The following is a 24,579-nucleotide window of genomic DNA, read 5'->3' on the forward strand; positions in this document are numbered from 1 at the left end:
AATTAATCACTGATGACTGATGACTTATGACTGATAAAGCTATGACACTCAAAGAACAACTAATTAAAGAAATCGAGCAGACACCTGACACCCTTTTGACTGAATTACTTGACTTTTTGCTCTTTATCAAAGAACGACATACTGAAATAGAAATTACAGAAGAAGAGCAAGCTAACATAATCGCTTCTGAATCAGCTTATCAAGCAGGAGACTATCTAACCCTCGAAGAATATGAGGCAACTCAAGCGTGAACTACAGAGTTATTATTCCGAAACCAGTTCAAAAACAACTAAACAACTCCGGCAAGCAGAATCAGGATGAGTTAGAGTTTAAATGCTTGGGAAAATAGGGCTTGTAGGCGCACGGATTTTCCACTATGAATATAATATCATGTCAAGGGGCTTTTGTCAAGAGAAAATTTTTCTGACCCGGAAGGAATTCAACCTAGATAAAAACTGAGGATCAGAGCCACTAAAAAACTCATTAACAGGCATAAAATTCCGAAATAAAGGACGATTTTAGGACGGAAAGCTGATAGGAGGAGGATAAAAGCTTTAATATCAATGAGGGAAGCGACCAGTAAAAAAGCTAGAGTGGAACCCACGGACAGATTAGTAATTAAAGAACCGGGGACAAAAGTGCTAAGACTGGCATTAACAGGGAGGGTGAAACCAAAGAACAACTGCACGAGAATTTGAGTAACGGGAGTATTCCCCCAGGCAATTAATTGACTCTGAGGTAATAATAGCTGAAAGACACTAGCGATTGCACAGCCTATAATTAATAATCCCCCTAATTCCAGTGCTTCATCGATAAAGTTATCGAGAAATAACTGCACAGAAATTGGCCAAGCTTGCCTATCTCTAGTTTTATACTCATAAACAAGACTGCCGACTCTTTGTAGGGGTTGACTGGCTGCTTCCTCCGGTAAAAAACTACCGGAAAGAACTAAACTCGATTCTAGGGGAATTTCGCTATCGGTGCGGGGTTTTTCCCGATAGAAACTAAAGAGAGTACCGATAAAAATTGCCATTAACCACACCGAAAGCGATCGATAGAAGAAAATACTAGAATAGCTGAAAGTCTGCCAAGTTAGCCAAAGAGTGACGATATTTAGGGTAGGTGCAGCGGTGAGAAAGCTAAACACCACCCCTGGGGGTACTCCCTCTAATAAGAATCTTCTAGCGACGGGAATCGTGCCGTATTGTCCGACGGGTAGGATTAATCCGATGGCACTGCCGACGATCGCTCCTAAGACTCGATTACGGGGAAATATCGCCGCTAATCGCTGTTTATTGACGAAAACCAGCAAAAAACTGGAAACGGCTGCCCCCAAAAGTAAAAAGGGAAGCGAGGTCAAGAATAAACTAAGAAAAAAAGTAACAGCGATAGAAATTTGATTCATGAATAGGGTTCAAGATCGGAAGCTATCCTACAAAATAGCAGATAAGGTAAAAAGTAAGTAGTCGTGCCAAATTAATTTCTTGGTTAGGATAGGCAAAAGGCAAAAGGCACTCATGCAAGATGCAACAATAGGTTAGTTTGTTGAAATCAAAAATTAAAAAGAACGTAAAGCGATTAATTGTGCCTCAGCTTTATGAAGGGATTCTAACCATTCTTTTTCGGGATCGCTATCGGCAACTATTCCCGCTCCCACTTGTCCCCAAACGGTGTTTAAATTCCCTTGATTAGTCATTAATAGGGTACGGATGAGAATATTCAAATCTAAATGACCCCGTAGGTCAATATAGCCACAGGAACCATAGAATAAATTGCGTCGCACTGGTTCCAATTCTTCGATAATTTCTAGACAGCGAACTTTCGGACAACCGGTAATTGTTCCCCCGGGGAAAAGAGCTTTAATTAAATCAATAGCATGATACTTTTTATCTAATTTTCCTTGAACATTACTGACCAAGTGCATAACGTGACTATAACGCTCGATCGTCAGTAATTCATCCACATAAACCGATCCCCATTCACAAACTCTACCTAGATCATTACGTTCTAGATCCACTAGCATAATATGCTCGGCCTGTTCTTTTTTATTAGTTAATAGTTCCTCGGCTAATTGTTGATCGAGTGCCTCGGTTTTACCCCGGGGACGAGTTCCAGCGATTGGTCTAGTGCTGGCTATTCCTCTTTCTAATTTTACCAATCTTTCGGGAGAACAACTAATCATTTCTCCCCAAGGAGTGCGCCAATAACTGGCAAAAGGAGAAGGGTTTATCTGTTGTAAACTGCGATAAATTTGCCATCCTTTTGCCTGAGTTGTGCTTTGAAATCTTAGGGATAAATTTGCTTGAAAAATATCGCCTTTTCTGATATAGTCTAACGCTTTTTTAACAGCTTTTTCGTAGTCGAGTTGAGAAGTATAAAAGATTAAGGGAGAGGGATGAGGATCGATGAACTCAAAATCGGGGTTAGTGGTTAAAGATTGTTCGTATTTATCTAAATCTTCGGGTTTAGTGGCAGCTAACCAGAGAATTTGTGCTTGGTGATCGAGAATGGCAAAACTATCCGGTTCATACCAATAAGCGACGGGAAAAGGGAGAGTATCAGCTTTCCTGTCGGGTAATTTTTCTATTTCCCAAGCTAAATCGTAGCCTAACCACCCCAACCAACCGCCATGGAAGGGAAGATGATCGGGAAGCACATCCGAGCGAGTTTGGGGGAGTAAACTGCTTAAAAAGGGCAAAATTTCGCCCAGTGCGGGGGTCCAAAGCTGACGCGGGGAACCAGCGCAAAGAGAGTAACGGGAGAGGGAATTACCCGGATAGGGACTTTCTAGTAAAGTAGCGATCGCATCTTGGGAGAATAAGCAGGCAAAAACCTCGGAACCGGTGCGCTGATGCAGAGGAAGCGATCGCCAATGCCATGCTAAAGGTTTTTGCATCTAATTGCGGGCCAAAATAGCTGGTAAATTGGGTATAACTAGGGGTTTGGTGTTAGTTGTGGGGTAGTTGATCTTTCCTATCTGCTAACACCTATTCTCTTAGTCCTAAATGTTTGCTGCCTCCTAATTATCCCCGATAATCGAGGTCAATTTCTTTAGAACCGCCGCGCTGTAATTGGCCTAATAATTCCCCTAACTGACTCCAAACCAAACCACCGATAAAGATAGTCATGGGGAGAGAGATAGCGTAGGCAACCCAACCATTGAGAATAAATATATCTAATCCCGAGGCAAGGAAAAGACAGATTCCTACACAAATACCGATAAAAGGAATTTGTAAGGAACTAGATTTTAAAAGATTTTGATCGTCTGAACCCTTATTTTTATACCAATTGTTAACCACTTGCTTGAGACTAGCTTCAAAAGCGGCCCCGCAGGTAATACCGATAAATAAACCGGCAAAAACTAGAAAATAGGGCGGTTGGGGCAGAAAATAATAATCCATAGAAAAAGTGATTAACCGATGATGACCTTAAACACTTTAACGCGAACTGGTTTCTCGCGGAAGGACAGCGGCCACACCTTGGGACGATAATTCCCGAAAAGCGCTCATGGCCACATCCAAGAGTCGCCGCGGTTGCAATTCTCCTTGAATTAAACCCCAGAGACGTTGCACTTCGGCCGTGTGGAGACGGTCATCTTCCGTTAAAGCTAATAGCAATTGACGACGCAGATAACGACCTTCTTCCGAGAGAAGAAAAGTGATGCCTAATTGCGCGGTGGGCAGTAAATCGAAGTTACTTTCCGATCGAGCCATTGTAATCATGTTTTCTAGGCGTTGCCACTGAAATTTACCGTCTTTGAACAGTACATCCAGTAAACGCCGGCGCAGTTGGGGTGATTCCCCGGTCAGGAGACGTTTAGCGACGTAGGGATAGGCCACTTGGACGATTTTGAAGTTAGGATCGAGGGTGAGGGCTGCCCCTTCTTGGGTGACGAGGGAACGAATAATCAGGGCGAATTTGGCGGGAATCCGGAAGGGATACTCGTACATCAATTCGGAGAAATCATCGGTAATGGTGCGGAAATTGAAGTCACCGACCCTTTGACCGATGGCATTGCCTAAAACTCGTTCTAGGGCGGGAATAATTGGTTTTATATCGGTTTCTGGGGTTAAAAATCCCAGTTTGACAAAGTTGCTGGCTAGGTTTTCGTAGTCTTTGTTAATTAAATCGACGACGCAACTGGCGAGGGTTTCTTTAGTTTCCTCCTCTAACTGATCCATCATGCCAAAATCGATATAGGCCATGCGACCATCAAAGGTGGCGAAAAGATTACCTGGATGGGGATCAGCATGGAAAAAGCCGTGTTCGAGGAGTTGCTGTAATCCAGAGGTTACGCCGATTTTAACGATATTATTGGGGTCTAATCCTAAAGCTTTGATGTTCTCGGTATCGGTGAGTTTATAGCCATCAATCCATTCTAGGGTGAGGACGCGGCGACCACTATAACGCCAGTAGATACTGGGAACTTTAACTTCGGGGTTATTTTGGAAGTTGGTGGCGAATTTTTCAGCGTTGCGACCTTCGTTTTGATAGTCGATTTCCTCAAAGAGTTTGATGCCGAATTCATCGACAATCAGGGTGAGGTCGTGGCCGAGATTGAGGGGTAATAAACGACCGAATTTTTGGGCTGCCCAGCGCATTAGGTATAAATCGAGGCTTAAAAGCGCCCGCAGCCCCGGTCTTTGCACTTTAACGGCTACTTCTTCGCCGGTGGGTAGAATAGCTTTGTAAACCTGTCCTAAACTAGCGGCAGCCACGGGGGTGGGGGATATTTCTCGATAGGCTTTTTCTACAGGCATCCCCAATTCTGTCTCGATAAGGGCAAAAGCGATGTGGTTATCGAAGGGGGGAAGTTGGTCTTGCAGTTTAACTAATTCGTCTAAAAAGTCTTTGCGAACGAGGTCGGGACGGGTAGAGAGAGCTTGACCGACTTTGATGAAGGTGGGACCCAAACGGGTGAGAATTTGCCTAAGTTCGCTGGCACGCTGGTATTTATTGGCTTCTTCTTGCTTTGTCCATTTGTCCCAGAGGAGACTGAGGAGAAATAATCCTAAAGACCAAATAATCACGAAAGCGCGACCGAACAATTGCCAAGGTTTGTAACGGTATTCTTGAGCGATCGCTGCTGCACTGTAAGGAGTGAACTGTGTTTCTTCTCGTTTCCCGTCAGTTTGACTGTCTTGATGCCGACTCACTAGCTAATCTCTATATATCTTACGCCACTTGATATTGTATCTAAGTTCCTGACATCAGTATACAAAACTACACATTATTTAATGATTGTTATAATTCCCTGAGAAATCATAAGTATTTATAACTAGACTGCCGGGGAAATTCTCGGCTAGTGGATGTCCTCAAGTACCTGATGGATATTTTCAACAAGCTGTTCTATAAAGTTAACGGCATCATTAACCATATTTTCATCGATATTCCAGCGACTGCCAATGCCATAACTCGGGTCTATATCAGCTTCATGGGCGATTTTGTTCCTTCGCTCAACAATTGCGCTAAGTTGGTTTTTAATATCTTTAGCTGGTTTATTTAGTTTGCTGGCCACTTCTTTCCACAATTCCTTGGCTGAAATTAGTCTAATGGCATCCGCTATCTTGTTCGGTTGTTGATAGCTTTCATAGCTGAGTTTTTCTCTAATTTCAGCCTCTAGCCAATGATTACTATTAAGTTTGTTGGTGAGGAGATTTTCAATCATTGGTAGTACCTCGGAAATTGAGCGAGATTCTTGACCAAAAAAAGAACCGTAGTTTTGTTGAATTTCGTTCTCTAACCAAGAGCCAATACTAATAGCTATCAATCGTTCTTGTCCTGCGCCATTCAAGGAGACTTTAAAACGAGAAAAGGCAGATTGAGAACTGTTAGGAGTGGGAGAAGGTTCTGAACGTTGGCCTCGATAAATTTCTAGCATTCCTAGAGTAACCACTTCGTGAATATAATAATCTAAAGCGCTCACAGTCAGGACTAAAGCCGCTCTGAGGATATCCGATACATCTAGGGCGGGAGTAGTCTGAGATTTGAGGGAATTGTGGATAGCGATCAAGTCACGAACGCGGGCAATGCTAAGGCGAAATTGTTCAATTGCTAACTGCATAAATCTCGGAGGTAAGACCGATAACTTTGTCTGCTAAGTCAGAAAAAATCTTTTTAAAGTCCTCTTGTTTTTCTTGGGCTTTACCTAACACTTTACCCTGCCACTTAGCTGATTTCAATTGTTCAGCAGTTAGCGCAAAAACAGGCATTTGATGCTCTTGAGATAAGGCAATAAGACTATTAAAATTAGGAATTTTTACTAGAGTACAGCAGTCTGGTACACCATTCTGATCGTAGATAAATTTCGGTAGCATCATGCCATTTTTTCCTAGGGCTGGAATCATTTTATTGCCGATATTTTCCTCGATTGTGTTAATCCAGTTTTCAAAGGCTTTTGTTTCTTTTCCACGAATAATTCGATAGTTCTGAACAATAGTTCCCAAAAAATGTAGGTTAACTTCGGGGAAGGGATAGTTGGCGGTTTTGAGAATTGGTAAAGCACTAGCTGCCTTAGCCCATTGGTGCCACTTAGGCAAGATTTTAGTTAAAGAATCGATAGCCATAACCGAGAAAAAATCGGCTGTGGTTGGCACAATAAAAAAGTTGCTGGTCATCAGTATATTTTGATTGATTGACCCCAAACTGGGACTCATATCGATTAAAATATAGTCAGCTTGAAATCTTTCGGCAGTTTTGTCTAATAAATATGTAATCGCACCGGGGAGATTTTTTAAAGCCTGAATTGACCCACTAAGTTCTTGAGCAATACCTAGGGTAACTTCATATTCAGCTAATCCCACATGACCAGGCAGTAAAAATAAGTCATCACGACCATCAATAGGAATACAGTCCACAGCTTCGATTAATCTCGGTTGAGACTCAAAAGCAGGTGCTAAAGCTGTTTTAATATTAGAGTAAGTATTGTAGATGGCTTGTAGTCTTTCCTCCCTATCTTCACTTTCATTAGTCAAAGCCATACCAGTTAAGTTACATTGGGGATCGGTATCGACAATAATTACTCTTTTGCCCTTCTCAGCAAGCATCCAACCAAGGTTAAAAGTGGTTGTAGTTTTGCTCACTCCACCTTTATGATTAAAAAAAGCTATTTTTTGCACCATGGCATTAATTATATTTGAAGATTGTTGCCCTTGGTCATTATTGTAACATCAGTGTGGAGATTTTGCCATGATTTCTAGGCTAGAATCAGAGTTTCGGATTACTCGTTTTAATGCCTAGCAATTAAGGAAAAATTGCGCCATGGTTTCCACCCTAACACCCCCAACCAGATATTTAAGCAATTTCATCGGGATTAATGCCCAATTCTCGCAGCTTTTGGGCTAATTTTTCCGCCCGTTGTTGTTCTCTTTCTTTGGCTAATCTTTCCTGTTCTTTGGCTAATCTTTCCTGTCGGGCTGACTCTTGAGGGGTGGGAACCAATTCACCCGATTCGGTGAAATAGCGCAATTTATTGGCAAAAATCCCTAAATATAATCCTAGTTGCTTACTCCATAAATAACCGTTTTTATTGGGGGTAATCGGTTGGTATTGTCCCTCGATTAAAGTGAATCCTTGCCATTCTAAAGTATTGGGATCAAACAAAAAATACTCAGGAGTCCGGAAAGTATGCTGATATAGTTCCTTTTTGGCTTTTCTGTCCACATTAGCGGTGGAATCGGAGAGAATTTCGATGATTACATTGGGATATTTACCCCCTTCTCCCCAGACGACCCAACTTTTCCTGGGACGTTTCTCCGTATCTAAAACCACGAAAAAATCTGGTCCACAAAAATCTCGCTGTTTCAGTTGTCTTTCGTTATAATAAATAGTCAAATTGCCCGAGGCATAGTAATCGTTTCTATCTTGCCAGAGCCAATCAAGACAAGATAATAATAAAATAATTTGTTGTAAATGCAGATCACTTTCCAAGGGTGGTTCATCACTCCATAAATCGGTGGGAGGACAGACAATATCGGTAGCAATATCTAGGGTTGTCATCGTTTATAAACCCATTGAGTCAATTTGGGGTGATTCTAGCAACAAGCCACAATCAATACACTTATATTATAAGTCCGATCGTTTTGCTTGGGGTACATCTCATTTTTGTAAATCGACTAAGTTGCGATTTTTAAGGGGAAACTTTCTCCTAAAATCGGCCGTTACTTTCGGTTTTATCACTCAATCCAAGCTTTTGGGGGGTTCTACCCCCCAAACCCCGGAGCGCATTAGTTTTTCGGTGAGATGCTTACACGCGATTGTTCATATTTTTGTACCAATTTAATAGTCACTGATAATTGCTGATTGTCGGTATTTCTGCAAATGTGGGATGCAGCCCTTAATCTTCCGCTCGGTCCTAGGGAGATTTTTGTCAAGTCTGAACTCGAATTAGTTAACAATTTGGTGAAGGTGAATCAACGAGAGCCGTTAATCTTTATTAAGGGGGATTTGCCCTCAATTTCCTTAGTTGAAGGACTTATAAAAACCAGAGGAAAGCAATTAAAATAATAGTGAGAGTGGCGGCAAAAATGAGAGCGTATTCAATTTTTTGATTGATAATACCAATAACCACAACTAGGGTAATTGCCAGAAGAAACACACCGATATAGACTAGATCTTGACTACCTGAATTAACTAAATTATTATTTAAAGTCGGTGTGGGTGTGGGAGTTTGTAGAATGGTTGATGAGAGACTAATCGTGGAGGTAATGAACATAAATATTTATGACTACCATAGAACTAATTTTATACAGTAAACCGGACTGTCATCTTTGCGAAGGGTTGCTAGAGAAACTAGAAAAAATCCGTCAACCGGAGTGGCAGTTAGAAATTAGGGACATTACCAGTCGAGAGGATTGGTTTAACGCTTATCAGTACGAAATCCCCGTCCTCTGTCAAAAACTAGCCACGGGGGAAAAAATCCTTCCTCGTCTTTCCCCCCGGGCAAATGCCGAACAATTGGCCCGTCTTTTAGCCAATAATTTAACCTAGGGGCTAATTACCCGGACTAGGAATAACGACCGGACTAGGAGAGGGAGAAGATTGGGCGACCGGTTGCGGTTTGGCTGGGGGTTGAGTTTGATACCATTTAAAGTGTTGGTAGGCCGTGCGCGATATTTGTTGAATCAGAGTCCTAGCGTTACTATCATTGTGGGGACGTTTGACCATCACTGCTCCTAGATAGCGTTTCCCGTTGGGCATATCAATAATCCCCGCATCCGCTAACATCGAGCCAATATCACCGGTTTTATGGGCAATATCGGCGGATTTCTCGATACCTTGGGGCAGCAGGGTGCGAGTGCGCGTTTCCTGCATAATATTCAATAGACGATCTCGGGAACGTAAACTGAGTAATTCCCCTTGATTAACTTTTCCTAAGATTGTCACCAAATCTCTCGGACTTGTGGTATTGGTTCCTTCCAAATCAGGTAAAGGGTTATTAATTACCGTACTGGTCAAACCCCAAGCTTGAAAACGCTGATTAAGAGCCTTTTTGCCTCCCATGCGCTTAATTAACATATTAGTAGCGGTATTATCGCTAATTACGTTCATTTTAGTGGCGGTTTCTAGGGCAGTATAGGTTTTATTCGCTCCTAGATACTGCATATCCCCGGACCCACTGGCCATGACATCCTTAGTGGCCACAAGGGGTTCATCGAGACGAATTTTTCCCGCATCCACATCCTCAAAAAAGGCCACCAGAATCGGGATTTTAATCGTACTAGCGGCGGCAAAAATAGTATCTCCGCGAAAATTAGCGTAAGCACCGTTATCGAGGTCAATAAATAAAGCTCCCGCCTGTAATTTCGGATATTTGACCGCTAAAGCCTGTAATTTCTGGTTGAGGCTGCTGAGATTTTCGTTTAAAACTAACGTGGTCGGTTTCGGGGTGACGGGTTGGGGAGTCGGGGAATTAGTAGCGGTGGGTTTTGGATGTAGGGGTAATTTGCTCGGATCCACCACCGTTAAAACCGTACCAGCGATCGCACCTAAACCGACACCAAGGATAGAGAAGCGAAGAACCTGAAGGATAAAAGAGGCGATTAGGTTATTTTTACGCTGTTTTTGCGACTTTTTAACTGGTAAAGACCTTTTTTTATTGTTTGAGTCCATGGACTTAGGGGACCCAGGGCCGGATTGGACTTTAGTAGGACGACGAGTTACTTGACGAGTCACGGTTTTCCTCAAGGGTATCCAGATTTATTATCGATCGCTAGGAGATTTTTTTTTCTTGCCCTTGAGACTATCAAGACCGAGAAAAAGTTGCCCGATACTTTCAATATGACCGATAATACCCCGCAGCAGGGCTAATTCCTCCACCGTGGGCCGGGCCCGATGATAAAATTGCCGGAATTTCTCCATCCTAGCGGCGGCGGTGTGGGGGTAAAGATAGCCAATTTTGAGCAAAAAGCTCTCTAAGTGCTGATAATAGGCTTCTAGAGCCTCAAAAGTGGCATTAGGGGGCGTTTCTAACCGGGGTTCGAGCCTATTTTCCGTCGCCATTTGGTACAGTTCGTAGGAGCAAACCGCCACCGCTTGGGCGAGATTGAGGGAGGAATATTGAGGATTAGCGGGAATACCGACAAAACGCTGGGCGTGGTTCAGTTCGCTGTTACTTAAACCCCGGTCTTCTGGCCCGAAAATTAAGGCCGATTCCAGGTTAGGGGTGAGTAACCAGGGTAAGGCGGCCCGGGGTGTTTCGAGGGGAGTATTCAGGTGACGGGGTTTCGAGGTGGTGGCAATGATGCGATGACAACCCTGCAAAGCTTCCCCAAGGGTGGCTACCCGTGAACAGTTTTCTAGGACTTCAATCCCGTGTACTGCCATGCGTCGCGCTTCTTCTCCCAGGATATCACAGGCAGGATTGACGATAATTAAGCGACTTAAGCCCATATTCCGCATAATTCTGGCGGTGGAACCCACATTTAAGGCTCCTGCTGGTTCGACCAAAATAATTCTCAGGCGATCGAGTGGGGAACTCTGATTATTTTCATCTACACTCATAGATAAGGCGCAGTTTTTGACTTTTTAATTTTAATCATGGCACGTCAGATATCGAAGTCCGATCTTCCCAGTAAAATTTGTCCCGTTTGCGGTTTATCCTTTACTTGGCGCAAAAAGTGGCAAAAATGTTGGCATGAGGTCAAATACTGTTCAGAACGTTGTCGTCGTCGCAAGTCCTCGGCCAATCAGTAAAAAGCCGAGAATTTTAAATATCAAATAGGCACTCCTGCAAAGGGCAATTTTTAGCTGAGGACTTAGATGGGTAATTAATTTTGCTTGGGTACTCTATTAGCTTTTAATTTTACGGCTAATTTAGTAAGCTGATACTTGGCTAAATTAACTTTTTCTTAAGAGAATCTCAATGCACATTGCCTGGTTAGGAAAAAAATCTCCTTTTTGCGGTAACGTTACCTATGGGCGAGAAGTGACTAATTCCCTGCTCGATCGAGATTATCAAGTCAGTTTTCTACATTTTTCTTCCGAAAAACCCACCGTCAGCGATTGGCCGGACTTTTACGACGAAATCACCCTGCCACGTCTCTATAGTTCCCAAGTCTATACTATTCCCACCCTGAAATCGAGTCGGGTTCTACAGGATAAACTCAGGGAACTGAAACCCGATCTAGTTCATGCGTCCTTACCCCTGTCTCCCCTCGATTTTCTGCTACCGGAAATTTGTGAGTCCTTAGATTTGCCTCTGGTGGCGACTTTTCACCCGGCTTTTGATAGTAAAATTCGCAATCTCATCTCCAGTACCCAATTATTAACCTACCAACTACACGCCCCTTTTTTAGCTAATTACGATAAAGTAATTATTTTTTCCACCTCTCAACGGGATTTTTTAGTTAAATTGGGAGTTCCCGAAGAAAAATTAGCAATTATTCCCAATGGGGTTGATATTAATAAGTATTGTCCAGGACCATCGAATATTAAATCTCAATATAATGCCGATTGTTTATTTGTTTATCTCGGTCGGATCATGCCAGAGAAAAATGTAGAATCTTTATTGAAAGCCTGGAAAAAAACCAATTTAGGGGATAGATGCAAACTGCTCATTGTTGGTGATGGCCCGTTGACTCCTTCCCTCAAACCTTTTTATGGAGAAGAAGATGGTATTATCTGGTTAGGTTTTATCGGCGATGAAAATAAACGAATTGAAATTTTGCGCGGGGTTGACGGCTTTATTTTACCCTCATTAGTGGAAGGTTTATCGATTTCCCTCTTAGAAGCGATGGCCTGCGGTGTTGCTTGTCTGGCTACGGATGTGGGGGCCGATGGGGAAGTGTTAAAAGGTGCGGGAATAGTTCTAGATACTAAAGGACTAATTACCCAATTAAAAACTCTCTTGCCTGTCTTACGAGATCATCCCGAATTAACCACAATTTTAGGACAAAAAGCCCGTCAAAGAGTTTTAGACTCTTATACTCTTAGCAAAAATATTGACCGCTTACAGTTAGTTTATCAAGAAGTGTTATCCAAAAAACAATCTTCTCTTAGCTACTTTCACTAAGGAATTTATATGACGATTGCCCGGACAATTTGCTTGGGATTTATTGCGGTAATTTTAGCGGGAACTTCCCTGTTGATGTTGCCTGTTTCTACCACTAGCGGCACTTGGAATGACCCAATTGTTGCCCTCTTTACCTCCACTTCTGCCGTCTGTGTCACGGGTTTAGCAGTAGTAGATACGGGTACTTATTTTTCTTTTTGGGGTCAATTATTTATTGCTTTATTAGTGCAAGTGGGAGGTTTGGGTTATATGACCACTACCACTTTTTTAATGTTATTAATTGGGCGAAAATTTGACCTGAGACAGAAGTTAGCGATTCAAGAATCCTTTGATCGACCTTTCCTGCAAGGTAGTCAAAGTTTAATGAAATCAGTGATTGCTACTACTCTAGTTTTTGAGTTAACAGCAACTTTTATTATGTTAACTGTCTTCGCCCAAAAGTATGATTTTAGATATGCGGTGTGGTTATCTTTATTCCATAGTATTAGTGCCTGGAATAATGCGGGTTTTGGCTTGTTTAAAGATAACTTAATGTCCTATCAGTCTTCAATTATTATTAACTTATCTATCACAGGATTGATCATTTTTGGAGGTATCGGCTATCAGGTAATTATCGAGTTTTACACTTGGTTTATTTACCGCTTTCAATATAAACGAAAAGGCTTTGTTTTTTCCCTTAACTATAAAGTTGCTATCAGTACAACTATATTTTTATTAGTGATAGGAACCTTGGCTTTTTTACTTACTGAACAGGGAAATGGTGACACTTTTGCTAATTTATCAATTAAAGATAAATTGCTGGCCGCTTGGTTTCAATCGGTAACATCGAGAACAGCAGGATTTAATACCATTGATATTGGTAAAATTTCCGTAGAAGGTTTATCAATTACCATGGCTTTGATGTTTATTGGTGCCAGTCCTAGCGGTACAGGGGGCGGTATTAAAACCACAACCTTTAGGATTTTATACAACTGTACCCGCTCGGTTTTAAGAGGCCGTGAAGAAGTTACTCTCTATCAAAGGCGCATTCCCACGCCGTTAATTTTAAAGTCAATGGCGGTGGTTTTTGGTTCGGTTATAGCGATTATTATCTCCACCCTAGCTATCTCATTTGTGGAGACAGATTTTCAAATGATTCAACTGTTTTTTGAGGTAGTTTCTGCCTTTGGAACTGTCGGCCTATCTATGGGTATAACTGCCGCTTTATCACCGATTTCTAAGTTAATTATTGTTTTTATGATGTATTTGGGACGGGTAGGAGTTATACTTTTAATAGCGGCTATTATCGGCGATCCGAAACCAACAGTTATTAATTACCCCGAAGAAAACCTTTTAGTGGGATAATTAATAAGTAGGTAAGTGTTAAAAACTCTCAGCTCCCCCCGCCTATCGCTTACAGGTGTAGGTTTATTACAAAAAGGTGAGCAGTCACATACTCATGGTGAGAAAACCAAGCTAGAGATTTAGAGGAGCATCGTGAAAGACAATGCTAAACAACAAATATCTCAAGCAGTGGTCGTGCATAGAATCAGAACATCTGCCCCATTTGTCAATACCGCAAGCTATCGGATTGGCAACTTGGAGTTTTGGCATGGTCATGACCAAATCGAGCAGTTTGACTCAGGTGTCGAGGTTGATTGCGGCAGTCAACGAGGAAAAACCCAACACAGTCAGGTAGAGACTGAAAGAATGGTATGAGTCCTGGAAAGCGAAAAAAGGAGAAAAGCGCAGCACTCTTGAGATAAGCAGTTGTTTTGCACCTTTGTTAGTGTGGGTCATCAGTTTACTGCCTATAACTATAGAAAGAATCGCCCTAGCACTGGACGCGACCACTATTGGCAGTCTCGAAGGGTTCCGCTTCCAGACGTGCGAGGTCATTCTGTTATTCTGACTTCCCCTCCCGACGACTGGCTACTGACGACCGACTCCTAACCCCACCAACAAACTTTTTGCCGCAAAGCCTAATTATGTCTGATTTACGTCAATACGCTCCAGCAACAGAACGCAATCGTCAGCCGATTTTAGAAGTTCTCAGCCAATTTTTACCAAAGACTGGGAATATCCTAGAAATATCTAGCGGCACGGGTGAACACGCTGTTTTTTTTGCTCCTCGTCTTGCTCCTTGTCGTTGGATTCCCTCGGATTGTCACCCTCTGGCTCTAGATAGTATTCGCAGTTGGTGCGATTATTGTCCTAGTTCCAATCTCGCTCGCCCCCTATTTATCGATGTTCATCAGTCAGTTTGGGCGATAGAGACGGAAAATATCGTCATTAATGCCATTGTTAATATTAATATGATTCATATCGCCCCTTGGTCCGCTTGTTTAGCTTTAATGGCGGGAGCGAGTCGCCTTCTCAGTCCGGGGGGAATTCTCTATCTTTATGGTCCCTATAAACGACAGGGAAAACATACTTCTCCTAGTAATGAAAGCTTTGATTTTTCTCTCCGTTCTCAAAACTCTGCTTGGGGAGTTAGGAATTTAGAAGATGTGGTGCAAGCAGCGAGCGATCGAGGTTTACAATTGTTAGAAGTAATTCCTATGCCCGCTAATAATCTCTCGGTTTTATTTCAATTGCCTTAACATAAGTAGTTAGGTGTTAAAAACTGTCAGATGCCCCCTTATTAAGGGGGTATTAAGGAGGGACTAAGGGGGGATCGGCACCCCCTTATCAAGGGGGCAGGGGGGATCGAACCCAAAATCTATCTTCAATTTTCCTAACTTCATAATTCATAATTCATAATTCATAATTCCCACTGATAACTGATAACTGATAACTTACTTCCAACCGGCGCGATTCATTACCTGTACTGCTTTGGCTAAATTAGGACCATAATTAGCCACACTAACGGTATCTTCTTTTCCGCGTCCGAGTTTTGCTAGAACAGGGTCTAAAGCAACGCCTCGAACGACGGGATATTCTTGATTACCCTTAGCAAAAAAGTTCTGTGCTTCATTGCTAGAAAGATACTCTAAAAATTTAATTGCCGATTCTCGATTGGGGGCAGTTTTAATTAAACCACCACCGCTAATATTAACGTGAGCGCCGCGCCCTGTTTGGTCGGGGAAAATTACGCCTACTTGGTCATAAATTGCCCGTTTAGCGGGGTCTTTTTCTTCGGCATACCCCGCTAAGTAATAGGTGTTAGCTAGGGCTAAATCAGCAATTCCTGCGGCGACAGCTTCGATTTGTGCCTTATCATTTCCCTGGGGTGGACGGGCAAAATTAGCCACTAATCCTCGACACCATTTTTCTGCGGCCGCTTCCCCTTGGATGTCGATTAACCAAGCGGTAAAAGATTGACTATAGATGTTACTGGATGACCGGGTGACGACTTTTCCTTTCCATTTGGGATTGGTTAAATCCCCATAGGAATCGATTTCTCTGGGGTTAACTCTGTCTTTGTTATACATGATTACCCGCAAGCGTTTACTAAACCCGAACCAGTGACCTTTGGGGTGACGCAAATTAGCGGGAATTCTTTGGGTGAGAATGCGGGAATTGACCGGGGCAAAAATTCCCTGTTGGTCGGCCCGCCATAATCTCCCCGCATCTACCGTCAGGAGTATATCGGCAGGACTATTGCGGCCTTCGCTTTTGATCCGTTCGATTAATGGGTCTGCTTCCCCTTCCACGAGGTTAATTTTTATTCCCGTTTGTCGGGTGAAGTTGTCATACAATCGTCGGTCGGTGTTGTAGTGACGGGAGGAATAGAGGTTTAATTGTTTAGTTTGGGCGGAAACTTCGTTTATTTTCCCTAATTGACCCACTGCTAACGCTAAGGTGGCTGTTCCCGCGCCTAGAAAGACTCTACGAGTTATTTTATCGTTCATTGCTCGATTCTTGGTAAAGTTGTCTTTTCCTATTGTACAGCTATTGAGAATAATTCTTATCTGTGCGAAAAATTATTTGTTGGGCTAGGGCGGTAGATGGGGTAAAATCAAGGTAAAATCAGGGTTTTTTGTTTTAATGAGGCTAATAAATCCTCGAATCTATCGCTAGTTAAGTTCAATAAGCCCAAAATGTTACCCTAAGCTCGATCGAGGGTATTGTGGAATAAAAGCAGCGAGAGTCAAGATAATGATCAACAGTAATCACCAACAAGCGATCGAGCTAATGTTAGCATCGGGAGACCATGATCAATTATTGTTATTTTGTCAGCAAGCACTGGCGGTTCATCCGGAAGTGACTGATTATTATCCCTATCTGGGATTAGCTTATCTGCTGCTAGGGCAGCAAGCAACAGCGCAAGAAATTTGGTTATTTTGGCTGTTAGAATCAGAGTCCAGTCAGGATTTAATTATGCTGCTCAAAAAAGAGATAATTAGAAATCTTGATTGCTGGCAGTTTGGCCAAGCTAAATTAATCTATCTTCCGTGGCTAGAATTAGAAGAAATAGAAGGCGATGAAGAGATAGAAAATTATGCCCTGACTGCGATAAACTCCTGTCTTCAAGAGGTGCAAGAGGCAATTAATCGGCGAGAATATACTTTAGCTGAGGACTTTTACTTAAGAATTTTATCTTGGCGTGAACAATTAGCTTACATCTGGCACGATTTAGGATATTTATACTATATAATTAACCGACTAACAGAATCTTTTAACTGTTTAGCACGAGCCATCGAATTAGAGGAAAATCAAGCCTTATATCATTATACTATGGCCATGGTGCTAGAAAAACAATCACGTTTAAATCTAGCTTTATCAGCTTATCAAAAAGCGATTGATCTCAAGGCTAATTTTGTCGATGCTTATAATAAACTGGGCAATTTATTTTATAAACTAGGGCAGCTAGAGTCAGCCGAAAAAATCTATCAGCAGGGAATTAATAACCAAGCTGATTTTTATCCTTTCTACATCAATTTAGGCAATGTCTATTTAGTTAAACAAGCTTGGACAGAGGCAAAAAATGCTTATAAAAAGGCCCAACAACTGGCAGGAGATAGACGAGAAATTAGTCAAAATCTCTCCCTTTGGGAAATTCTGCAAGCTGACCAAAAAAGAGCGGATCTTTACTCAGGTGATTATTTTTATCAAAGAAACCTCTATCAATTAGCATTAAACTATTATCAAAAATTATTAGCAATTAAAATAGAGGACAGCAACTTTTATTTAAATTGCGCCCATTGCTATCTCATTCTTAAAGAAGAAAAACAAGCTTTGGAAGTGTATAAAAAAGGCATTAGCTATCATCTAGAAAATATTGATTTACATTTGCGCCTAATTTGGTTACTACAAAATAATTATCCGATCGAGGTGGCAATTCAAGCAACTAAATCGGCCTTAGAGTATCTTCCCGATCACCTATCTCTGAAGTTAGAATTAATGCGTTTAATGCCAATAGTTTACACAACTCAAGCCGATATTATGCAATATCGATCAAACTACGAGAAACGGTTAGATAATATCTTGGAAAACCTTGATTTAAACACTAACAATCAACAACAAAAGGCTTGGAAAAATATTGGATTAAGAACTAATTTTTATCTTCAATATCAAGCCAAAAATGATTTAGAACTACAAAAAAAATATGGAGAATTAGTTTATAAAATTGCCTCGGTTAACTTTCCTAATTGGGTGAAAACCCTAACCATGCCTACGAGAAAAATCCGTCTTGGCTATATTTCTGCTCACTTGCGTCATCACACAGTAGCGAAACTTTTTCAAGGATGGTTGCAGTGGCGAAATCGAGAACAATTTGAAATTTATTGTTATGGAATAGATATTAATAACATCTTCGATAATTTTACGAGAGAATATCAAGAGCAAAGTGATTATTTTTATCAGTTTGATAATCTGGTCAATATAGAAAGAATTGCTCAACATATTTTAGATAATCAGTTACATATTCTGGTTTATTTAGATATTGGTATGGATGCTCGTACTACCCAACTAGCAGGATTGCGTTTAGCTCCAGTACAATGTGTAACTTGGGGACATCCAATCACCTCAGGATTACCAACCATTGATTATTTTATCTCCAGTGAATTAATGGAACCCACGGAGGGAGATAATCACTACAGTGAAAAATTAATTCGCTTATCCAATTTAGGTATTGCCTATCCTAAACCTTCCCTTCCTCCCCAGAGAAAAACTCGTTTAGAGATGGGATTAGCCGAGGATAAAATCATCTATTTAAACTGTCAGAGTTTATTTAAATATCTGCCAGAAAATGACGATATTTTTCCTAGAATTGCCCGACAAGTTCCCCACAGCCACTTTATTTTTATCTGTCATCGTAGCGAATTTGTGACCCATTGCTTTCAGTCGAGATTAAGTCAAGCTTTTGATAAGTATGGACTCAATTGGCAAGATTACGGGGTAATGATGCCACAATTAGAACAAAATGATTATTTTCAGCTTAACCTATTAGCAGACATCTATTTGGATAACTTAAGTTGGTCGGGGGGAAATACCACCTTAGAAGCAATTGCCTGTCAGCTGCCAGTTGTTACCTGTCCGGGGGAATTTATGCGCGGAAGACATTCCTATGCTATCTTGAAAAGATTAGGCATAACCGAGACAATTGCTACGGATAAAAATCACTATCTTGAAATTGCTATCCGTTTAGGTTTAGATAATCAATGGCGACAAAAAATCAAAGATTATACTAAAATGAATATCGATACAGTATTTAACGATCAAACCTCTGTAGAAAGTCTAGAAAGATTTTATCAATCTCTAGTAGGAGAAGGTAAATAAAACTTTAGAGCTAGATAAAATTTAAAAAACTCACATCCGACGACCGACTCCCCCAAACGAAATCATTAAGATAAATGCTATCATTGAAACCCGATTAAATTTTCGATCGCCTTGAGCAAATCTTGATTAGTCCAATTCCGGTACAGATAAGCGGCGATCGCACATCCCCCCGCACCGACTCCCTCTTTGACGAAACCCTGTTCATAAGCTTGCAAAACCGGGTATTTAGAGGCAGAAAAGTCTAATTTTGTGGATAATAAAGGCACTTTTCCGATCATTCGGGCTAATCCCACCGTATCCCCCGTTTTATCTTCCGCTACCCAGCGAGTTGTGCCGACGATGATATTTTCCCAGTTAACTGGATAGGCATATTTAGCCACTAGAGCTTTAATTAGGGCAGAAACGGCTAACATTTGGGTTCCTCCGGCGAGGAGTACCCCACCCTGCCGACTGGCGGCGATCGCCATGCCAGCGACGAAAATCTGCTGAGGATCGCCTAGGGCGGCGATTACCTCAAAAGGATCAAAAATTTCTTTTCGGGCTAATCCCTGCTCAACTATTGCCTGTTTCTGAGCATGATTGCAATGGGGATGGCTGCTATTAACTTTGCCGTTGGCTCGATAACCCAATCCGGTGAGGATGGCGAGGGCGGTGGTGGTGCCACCGACCACACACTCGCCGATAATTAGATAACTAGACTGGCGGGCTAGTTTTTCTCCCCAAGCTAATCCTTGGGCGAACAGGTGTTTTACTATGGTCAAGTCCAGGGCGCGGCCGGTGGAGAGACAACGGGCCGGTTGTCCCCCCAGTTCGATATAATCGACGGCCGGGGGCAAGGGTAAACCGGCGTTAAAAACCCGGACGGGAATGGCTAATTTTTCCACCACGGCGCGGGTAATATAGGCAGGGGAGGCTCCCACCGTTAGGGGTGGTAGGGGATAACGGGGATGGGGAGAAACTCCTTTAACGATAAATTCGGCATCGGCGATCGCTGTATATTTTCTATCTTCTGGGGTAGCACCGGCGGTGGAGATTCCGGGGATTAATCCTGTCTCGGTAAAACCTAAAACTAGGGCAAATATCGGAGAAGATTTTTGATGGCGCTCTAACCAATTTTGCCCCCGTTCGATTTCCGTGTAAATTTTAATCATCTGTTGATTTTGTCCTCTTACTTATCACTATTTCCCTCTCTCCATGAGATGATCTTTGATTTCAACATATTTAGAAAATAAGTTATCAATACTAGCCAGTTTTGCCCCGTATGCTAGGGCTGTAGCCATAATAATACGGTCAAAAGGATCTTTGTGAATGGGAGATAAATTAACGGCTCTAATGGCAATTTCGGGGGTAATTGAAAATATATCTATTTTAGCTACTGTTAAAGCTTGTTGAATCCACTCTTGAAGGGGATAACTTAATTCTAATCTCCCCCGTTGGTTAGCAAGGGCTATTTCATAGCAAGAAATGGGGGAAACTCCGAGAGATTCTGCTAACTCAAATTTTTCTAGCCAATGCTCGGGAAATCTGTCAAAATTGCCATTTATTAACCACAACCAAATATGAGTATCAAGCACAATTACTTCAGACATTCCCAATCTTCTTCATCTACAATAGGACTGACCATATCACCTAGTATTTTAGCTTTACCCACCATATTCTCAACTGGAAAATGACGTTTGAATAAGGATGGTTTTTCTTCTAATAAGTTGTTTTTGCTGGCGGTGAAATTTTTAATTAATTGATAAAGTTCATCTAGTTGTTCTTCAGGTAAATTATCAATTGCTGTTTGAATAAGTTCTTTAACAGTCATAGTTTTACTCTCTATTTTCTGAACTTGAGTTATACTATAACACAACGGTTCCTTCAATAAAGGGACTCATCTTGAGATTTTACCTAAAATACAGCAGACTAAAAAGACTCATTTAAACCGTTTATTCTTAGATTAGCGGAATCTCCCCTAATGCAAGAGTGCCTCGTCTCAAAAAGTAATTTAAACACTTAACAGCTTATGTCTCCCCTGTCTTCTGCAATTATCGATACTTGGCGACGTTTTTACCGAGATCCCCTGGCAACAATAGGAGCGATCGCATTAATTATAATTATTCTTGCCGTCCTATTCGGTCCGATTTTTTATCGGGTCCCCATCGATACCATTGATTTTAGTCAAACCACTGCTCCCCCTAGTTTAAAACATCTTTTCGGCACTAACGATCTGGGCCAGGATCAATTGGCGAGGATTTTGGTGGGGGGTCGAATTTCCTTGGCGGTGGGGATTGCTGCTATGATAGTCGCGATTATTCTAGGGACAGCGATCGGGGCTATTTCCGGGTTTTACGGGGGCGCAATCGATGGCTTATTGATGCGATTAACGGATTTATTCCTATCTTTGCCCCAATTACCCCTACTTTTACTGATTGTCTATCTATTTCGCGATAGCATCAAAAAAATCGCCGGACCGGAAACGGGTATTTTTATCCTCGTGGTTTTGGTGATCGGGGGTTTAAATTGGATGTCGGTGGCGCGATTGGTGCGGGGAAATTTCTTAAAATTACGCGAGATGGAGTTTATCTCGGCTGCGATTGCTTTGGGGGCCACTCCTTTCCGTTTAATCTGGGTGCATTTATTGCCTAATGTTTTGGGAATGATCATCGTGGCGGCTACTTTAGCGGTGGGTAATGCGATTATTACCGAGTCAACCCTGAGTTTTTTGGGTTTGGGTTTTCCGCCAGATGTGCCGACTTGGGGACAAATGTTATTTAAAGCTAAAGATTACTTGACAACTGCCCCCCACTTGGTCATTTTTCCCGCTCTGGCTATCGTGATCACAGTGTTAAGTATTAATTTTATCGGTGATGGTTTACGCGATGTCTTTAATCCTAATGTTTAAGGAAGCGTAGAAGTGGATAATTGCCGAAAATTACCCAGAACCTCTATGATGATCAGTAACGATGGTGAGGAAATAAATACTGTGAGTAGCGTAACTGTCATTAGCGATCAGAAGTTTGACAAAGAGGTTTTTGAGGTCGAAAAACCCGTTTTAGTCTATTTTTGGGCGAGTTGGTGCGGTCCGTGCCGTCTGGTATCCCCCTCGATCGATTGGGTGGCCAAAACCTACGGCGAACGGCTAAAAGTAGTTAAACTAGAAATAGACCCTAACCCCAACTCGGTGGCTAAATGTGATGTTAAAGGTGTTCCTGCTTTACGCATCTTTAAAGATAACGAAATTATTGCCACTCATGAAGGGGCGATCGGCAAACAACAATTACAATCTTTTATCGATACCTATGTCAGCTAATTAGGTATCTGTGGTTATGAATAACTTAACCCTAGCACACCGCTTACAGGCACTACAATCCAACGTTTTTGCTGATATGGATCGGGCAAAAGCTGCCAGTAGAGAAGCGGGTAATGTCATTATCGATCTTTCGCTCGGTTCCTCCGATCTTGGGGCTGCTCCCCATGTTATCGATGCTATTGAGCGATCTCTCCACGATCCTCACACCCACGGCTATTTACTCCATAATGGGACCAGAGACTTCCGAGTAACTGCCGCTAACTGGTATAGCGATCGCTTTGGTGTCCCCGTCGATCCGGAAACGGAGGTTTTACCCCTAATTGGTTCTCAGGAAGGCACGGCCCATCTACCTTTGGCCATTCTCAACCCCGGAGATTTTGCCCTGCTCCTCGATCCGGGTTATCCCTCCCATTTGGGCGGTGTTGCCCTTGCCGGCGGTCAAATGTACGGAATGCCAATTTTGGCAAAAAATGACTTTCTGCCGGTTTTAGAAGACATTCCTGACCTAGTGCTGGCACAATCGAAGCTGATGGTCTTGAGTTATCCCCATAATCCCACCACAGCGATCGCACCTTTGGCATTTTTCCAAAAAGCGGTTGATTTTTGCCGTCAGCATAATTTAGTCTTAATCCACGATTTTCCCTATCTAGACATCTTTTTTGAGGGAACATCGCCCCCCCCGTCAATTTTACAGGCCGATCGAGATAAAACTAATTCGATCGAGTTTTTTACCTTTTCCAAGTCCTATAATATGGGCGGTTTTCGCATCGGTTTCGCCATTGGCAACCCGCAGTTAATTATGGCTTTGCGACAGATTAAAGCCATGGTTGATTTTAATCAGTATTTGGGCATTCTCAACGGTGCGATCGCTGCTTTAACCGGTAATCAAGATTCAGTCAAAGAAACCGTCGCTATCTTCCAAAAACGTCGGGATGTGTTTATTAATGCCCTAAATCGCATCGGTTGGCCAGTTGCCACCCCGGCCGCCACTATGTACGTTTGGGCGAAAATTCCCCCCAGTTGGCCGGGTAATTCCGTCGATTTTTGTCGGCAATTGGTGGCCCAAACCGGTGTCGCTGTTTCCCCCGGTTCCGGTTTTGGCAAGGGTGGCGAGGGTTATGTGCGTTTTGCCTTAGTTCACGATCCCGATATTCTAGAGGCTGCCGTGGAGAAAATTGGGGCTTTTTTGAGATAAAACCGATATTCTCAGCAGTGGTTATGCTGCAATCGATAACTTTCGCCTTGTTGCTGCTGATATTCCGGGTGATATTGGTAATGTGTCCACTCCCAAACTTTCTAGTATTATCGGACTAGGCATACTAGGTAGTGGTTTAGTGGTGCGTCCCATAGCTAAACGTCGTTAATCGGTGTGGGGTGCGGAGATGAGGCAAAATTTTGCTAATTCCCCACCCTTTGCAGTTAAAAGCTTTAATTGTGCTGCTGTCTTTGTAATTGCTCGATAGTTGCGGGGGATAAATCGGTAAATTGGGCGATTTCTGGGACAGGAAAGCCAGCAGATAGCATTTTCATGGCAATTTGTCGAGCTTTTTCGTCTTTACCTTTTTGTAGTCCTTTTTCCTCGCCTTCTCGCCGTCCTTTTTCCTCGCCTTCCTCTAAAATATCTTGATAGATGACGGATTCTCTCATAATGTCACTCCGAAGAATATTTTTAATCGTCTCTCGATTTAATACTAACCCAGCGAGAATACTGGTAGCGGCAGCGAGATTGCTTTGCACCTGTTTTTCAGAGATAGTTTCTAAAGAACGGGACACTTGACTTAACACCTGTTCGGGGTCATCGGTATTGCTGAGGACAGCAAAGGGTAATAAACCGGGATGATGGAAAAATTGTGGTGTCTTTTCTTCCCAAAGACGGATAACTTGGAAGGAATGAAAAGTTTCCCCCAGACGGAAGGTATTTTCTCGCACGAGGGGGGAATCACTGCGTCGCAGATAAATTACCACTTGACGCACTTGTTTTTGGGGATGACGACGATAGACGCGAATGCGATAATCGAGCATTCGGAAAGGAATTTTGGAGTCGGGGTCGGTTTGAAACTCGGTATGGAGA

Annotated in this window: 26 protein-coding genes; 11 read left to right on the top strand and 15 right to left on the bottom strand. The window is 42.3% G+C overall.

Annotation, left to right across the window (positions count from 1 at the left end; translation table 11 throughout):
• Positions 1 to 41 precede the first annotated feature (41 nt).
• Positions 42 to 251 (top strand): hypothetical protein, encoded by a 210-nt coding sequence (locus tag IM475_RS00950; RefSeq protein WP_046662445.1) that lies wholly within the window; start codon positions 42 to 44, stop codon positions 249 to 251.
• Positions 252 to 439: 188 nt separating this feature from the next.
• Here the strand turns inward: IM475_RS00950 and IM475_RS00955 are convergent, their stop codons facing one another.
• The 8 genes from IM475_RS00955 to IM475_RS00990 form a co-directional block, all read right to left on the bottom strand.
• A complete protein-coding gene (locus IM475_RS00955; RefSeq protein ID WP_287726366.1) occupies positions 440 to 1,405 on the bottom strand; it encodes a permease in 966 nt (321 codons plus the stop codon).
• A gap of 153 nt (positions 1,406 to 1,558) precedes the next feature.
• Positions 1,559 to 2,896, bottom strand: a complete 1,338-nt coding sequence (locus tag IM475_RS00960; protein WP_287726367.1) for an anthranilate synthase component I — start codon at positions 2,894 to 2,896, stop codon at positions 1,559 to 1,561.
• Between the two features lie 127 nt (positions 2,897 to 3,023).
• Positions 3,024 to 3,401, bottom strand: a complete 378-nt coding sequence (locus IM475_RS00965) for a hypothetical protein (protein WP_002734118.1) — start codon at positions 3,399 to 3,401, stop codon at positions 3,024 to 3,026.
• Between the two features lie 36 nt (positions 3,402 to 3,437).
• A complete protein-coding gene (locus IM475_RS00970) occupies positions 3,438 to 5,156 on the bottom strand; it encodes an ABC1 kinase family protein (RefSeq protein ID WP_287726368.1) in 1,719 nt (572 codons plus the stop codon).
• Between the two features lie 146 nt (positions 5,157 to 5,302).
• Entirely contained in the window at positions 5,303 to 6,064 is a 762-nt protein-coding gene (locus IM475_RS00975; protein WP_287726370.1) for a HEPN domain-containing protein, read from the bottom strand.
• Positions 6,048 to 7,121, bottom strand: coding sequence for a ParA family protein (locus IM475_RS00980; protein WP_287726372.1), 1,074 nt, complete (start codon positions 7,119 to 7,121; stop codon positions 6,048 to 6,050). The genes IM475_RS00975 and IM475_RS00980 overlap by 17 nt, the downstream gene beginning before the upstream one ends.
• A 172-nt stretch (positions 7,122 to 7,293) precedes the next feature.
• On the bottom strand, positions 7,294 to 7,998 hold the full coding sequence (locus tag IM475_RS00985; protein WP_287659639.1) for a Uma2 family endonuclease: 705 nt from the start codon (positions 7,996 to 7,998) through the stop codon (positions 7,294 to 7,296).
• 475 nt (positions 7,999 to 8,473) lie between these two features.
• On the bottom strand, positions 8,474 to 8,713 hold the full coding sequence (locus IM475_RS00990; protein ID WP_287726373.1) for a hypothetical protein: 240 nt from the start codon (positions 8,711 to 8,713) through the stop codon (positions 8,474 to 8,476).
• 8 nt (positions 8,714 to 8,721) lie between these two features.
• Between IM475_RS00990 and IM475_RS00995 the strand changes: the two genes are divergently transcribed.
• Positions 8,722 to 8,988 (top strand): glutaredoxin family protein, encoded by a 267-nt coding sequence (locus IM475_RS00995; protein WP_002750529.1) that lies wholly within the window; start codon positions 8,722 to 8,724, stop codon positions 8,986 to 8,988.
• A 3-nt stretch (positions 8,989 to 8,991) separates the two neighbouring features.
• Here the strand turns inward: IM475_RS00995 and IM475_RS01000 are convergent, their stop codons facing one another.
• Together IM475_RS01000 and IM475_RS01005 are read right to left on the bottom strand one after the other, a co-directional pair.
• Positions 8,992 to 10,173 carry a serine hydrolase gene (locus tag IM475_RS01000; RefSeq protein ID WP_287726375.1) on the bottom strand — a complete coding sequence of 394 codons (1,182 nt, stop codon included), beginning with the start codon at positions 10,171 to 10,173 and terminating at the stop codon, positions 8,992 to 8,994.
• A gap of 27 nt (positions 10,174 to 10,200) precedes the next feature.
• A complete protein-coding gene (locus IM475_RS01005) occupies positions 10,201 to 11,001 on the bottom strand; it encodes an RNA methyltransferase (RefSeq protein WP_287726376.1) in 801 nt (266 codons plus the stop codon).
• A gap of 36 nt (positions 11,002 to 11,037) precedes the next feature.
• Here IM475_RS01005 and IM475_RS01010 point away from each other — a divergent pair, with 36 nt between their 5' ends.
• The 5 genes from IM475_RS01010 (at position 11,038) to IM475_RS01030 (ending at position 15,093) form a co-directional block, all read left to right on the top strand.
• Positions 11,038 to 11,193: a DUF2256 domain-containing protein gene (locus IM475_RS01010; protein WP_287726377.1), complete on the top strand. Its 156-nt coding sequence runs from the start codon at positions 11,038 to 11,040 to the stop codon at positions 11,191 to 11,193.
• Between the two features lie 169 nt (positions 11,194 to 11,362).
• Positions 11,363 to 12,511, top strand: a complete 1,149-nt coding sequence (locus IM475_RS01015; protein ID WP_287726378.1) for a glycosyltransferase family 4 protein — start codon at positions 11,363 to 11,365, stop codon at positions 12,509 to 12,511.
• Positions 12,512 to 12,520: 9 nt separating this feature from the next.
• Entirely contained in the window at positions 12,521 to 13,855 is a 1,335-nt protein-coding gene (locus IM475_RS01020; protein ID WP_287726380.1) for a TrkH family potassium uptake protein, read from the top strand.
• Between the two features lie 142 nt (positions 13,856 to 13,997).
• Positions 13,998 to 14,189 (top strand): hypothetical protein, encoded by a 192-nt coding sequence (locus IM475_RS01025; RefSeq protein WP_287659633.1) that lies wholly within the window; start codon positions 13,998 to 14,000, stop codon positions 14,187 to 14,189.
• A 289-nt stretch (positions 14,190 to 14,478) separates the two neighbouring features.
• Positions 14,479 to 15,093 (top strand): DUF938 domain-containing protein, encoded by a 615-nt coding sequence (locus IM475_RS01030; RefSeq protein ID WP_287726381.1) that lies wholly within the window; start codon positions 14,479 to 14,481, stop codon positions 15,091 to 15,093.
• 195 nt (positions 15,094 to 15,288) lie between these two features.
• On the opposite strand, the gene IM475_RS01035 is transcribed toward IM475_RS01030, so the two are convergent.
• Positions 15,289 to 16,344: a Fe(3+) ABC transporter substrate-binding protein gene (locus IM475_RS01035; protein WP_287726382.1), complete on the bottom strand. Its 1,056-nt coding sequence runs from the start codon at positions 16,342 to 16,344 to the stop codon at positions 15,289 to 15,291.
• A 247-nt stretch (positions 16,345 to 16,591) separates the two neighbouring features.
• On the opposite strand from IM475_RS01035, the gene IM475_RS01040 reads away from it, so the two are divergent.
• Complete coding sequence (locus tag IM475_RS01040) at positions 16,592 to 19,213, top strand: O-linked N-acetylglucosamine transferase, SPINDLY family protein (protein WP_287726383.1); 2,622 nt, start codon at positions 16,592 to 16,594, stop codon at positions 19,211 to 19,213.
• Positions 19,214 to 19,293: 80 nt separating this feature from the next.
• Here the strand turns inward: IM475_RS01040 and cobT are convergent, their stop codons facing one another.
• Genes cobT through IM475_RS01055 form a run of 3 tightly spaced genes read right to left on the bottom strand, consistent with a single transcriptional unit; the run spans position 19,294 to position 21,023 of the window.
• On the bottom strand, positions 19,294 to 20,364 hold the full coding sequence (gene cobT / locus IM475_RS01045; protein WP_287726385.1) for a nicotinate mononucleotide-dependent phosphoribosyltransferase CobT: 1,071 nt from the start codon (positions 20,362 to 20,364) through the stop codon (positions 19,294 to 19,296).
• Positions 20,365 to 20,391: 27 nt separating this feature from the next.
• A complete protein-coding gene (locus IM475_RS01050; RefSeq protein ID WP_002738349.1) occupies positions 20,392 to 20,802 on the bottom strand; it encodes a type II toxin-antitoxin system VapC family toxin in 411 nt (136 codons plus the stop codon).
• Positions 20,790 to 21,023: a hypothetical protein gene (locus tag IM475_RS01055; RefSeq protein ID WP_002739069.1), complete on the bottom strand. Its 234-nt coding sequence runs from the start codon at positions 21,021 to 21,023 to the stop codon at positions 20,790 to 20,792. The genes IM475_RS01050 and IM475_RS01055 overlap by 13 nt, the downstream gene beginning before the upstream one ends.
• Positions 21,024 to 21,221: 198 nt before the next feature.
• On the opposite strand from IM475_RS01055, the gene IM475_RS01060 reads away from it, so the two are divergent.
• From IM475_RS01060 to IM475_RS01070, 3 genes are read left to right on the top strand one after another with little or no spacing between them, the layout of a single operon-like run.
• Positions 21,222 to 22,100, top strand: coding sequence for an ABC transporter permease (locus IM475_RS01060; RefSeq protein ID WP_287726387.1), 879 nt, complete (start codon positions 21,222 to 21,224; stop codon positions 22,098 to 22,100).
• Positions 22,101 to 22,145: 45 nt separating this feature from the next.
• Positions 22,146 to 22,508 carry a thioredoxin family protein gene (locus IM475_RS01065; protein ID WP_287659626.1) on the top strand — a complete coding sequence of 121 codons (363 nt, stop codon included), beginning with the start codon at positions 22,146 to 22,148 and terminating at the stop codon, positions 22,506 to 22,508.
• A 16-nt stretch (positions 22,509 to 22,524) separates the two neighbouring features.
• Positions 22,525 to 23,703, top strand: coding sequence for an LL-diaminopimelate aminotransferase (locus IM475_RS01070; protein ID WP_287726389.1), 1,179 nt, complete (start codon positions 22,525 to 22,527; stop codon positions 23,701 to 23,703).
• Positions 23,704 to 23,936: 233 nt separating this feature from the next.
• On the opposite strand, the gene IM475_RS01075 is transcribed toward IM475_RS01070, so the two are convergent.
• The coding region (locus IM475_RS01075; protein WP_287726390.1) for an Rpn family recombination-promoting nuclease/putative transposase at positions 23,937 to 24,579 on the bottom strand (643 nt) is incomplete at its 5' end.

The sequence above is a fragment of the Microcystis sp. M061S2 genome (genome assembly GCF_020245605.1).
GTDB lineage: Bacteria > Cyanobacteriota > Cyanobacteriia > Cyanobacteriales > Microcystaceae > Microcystis.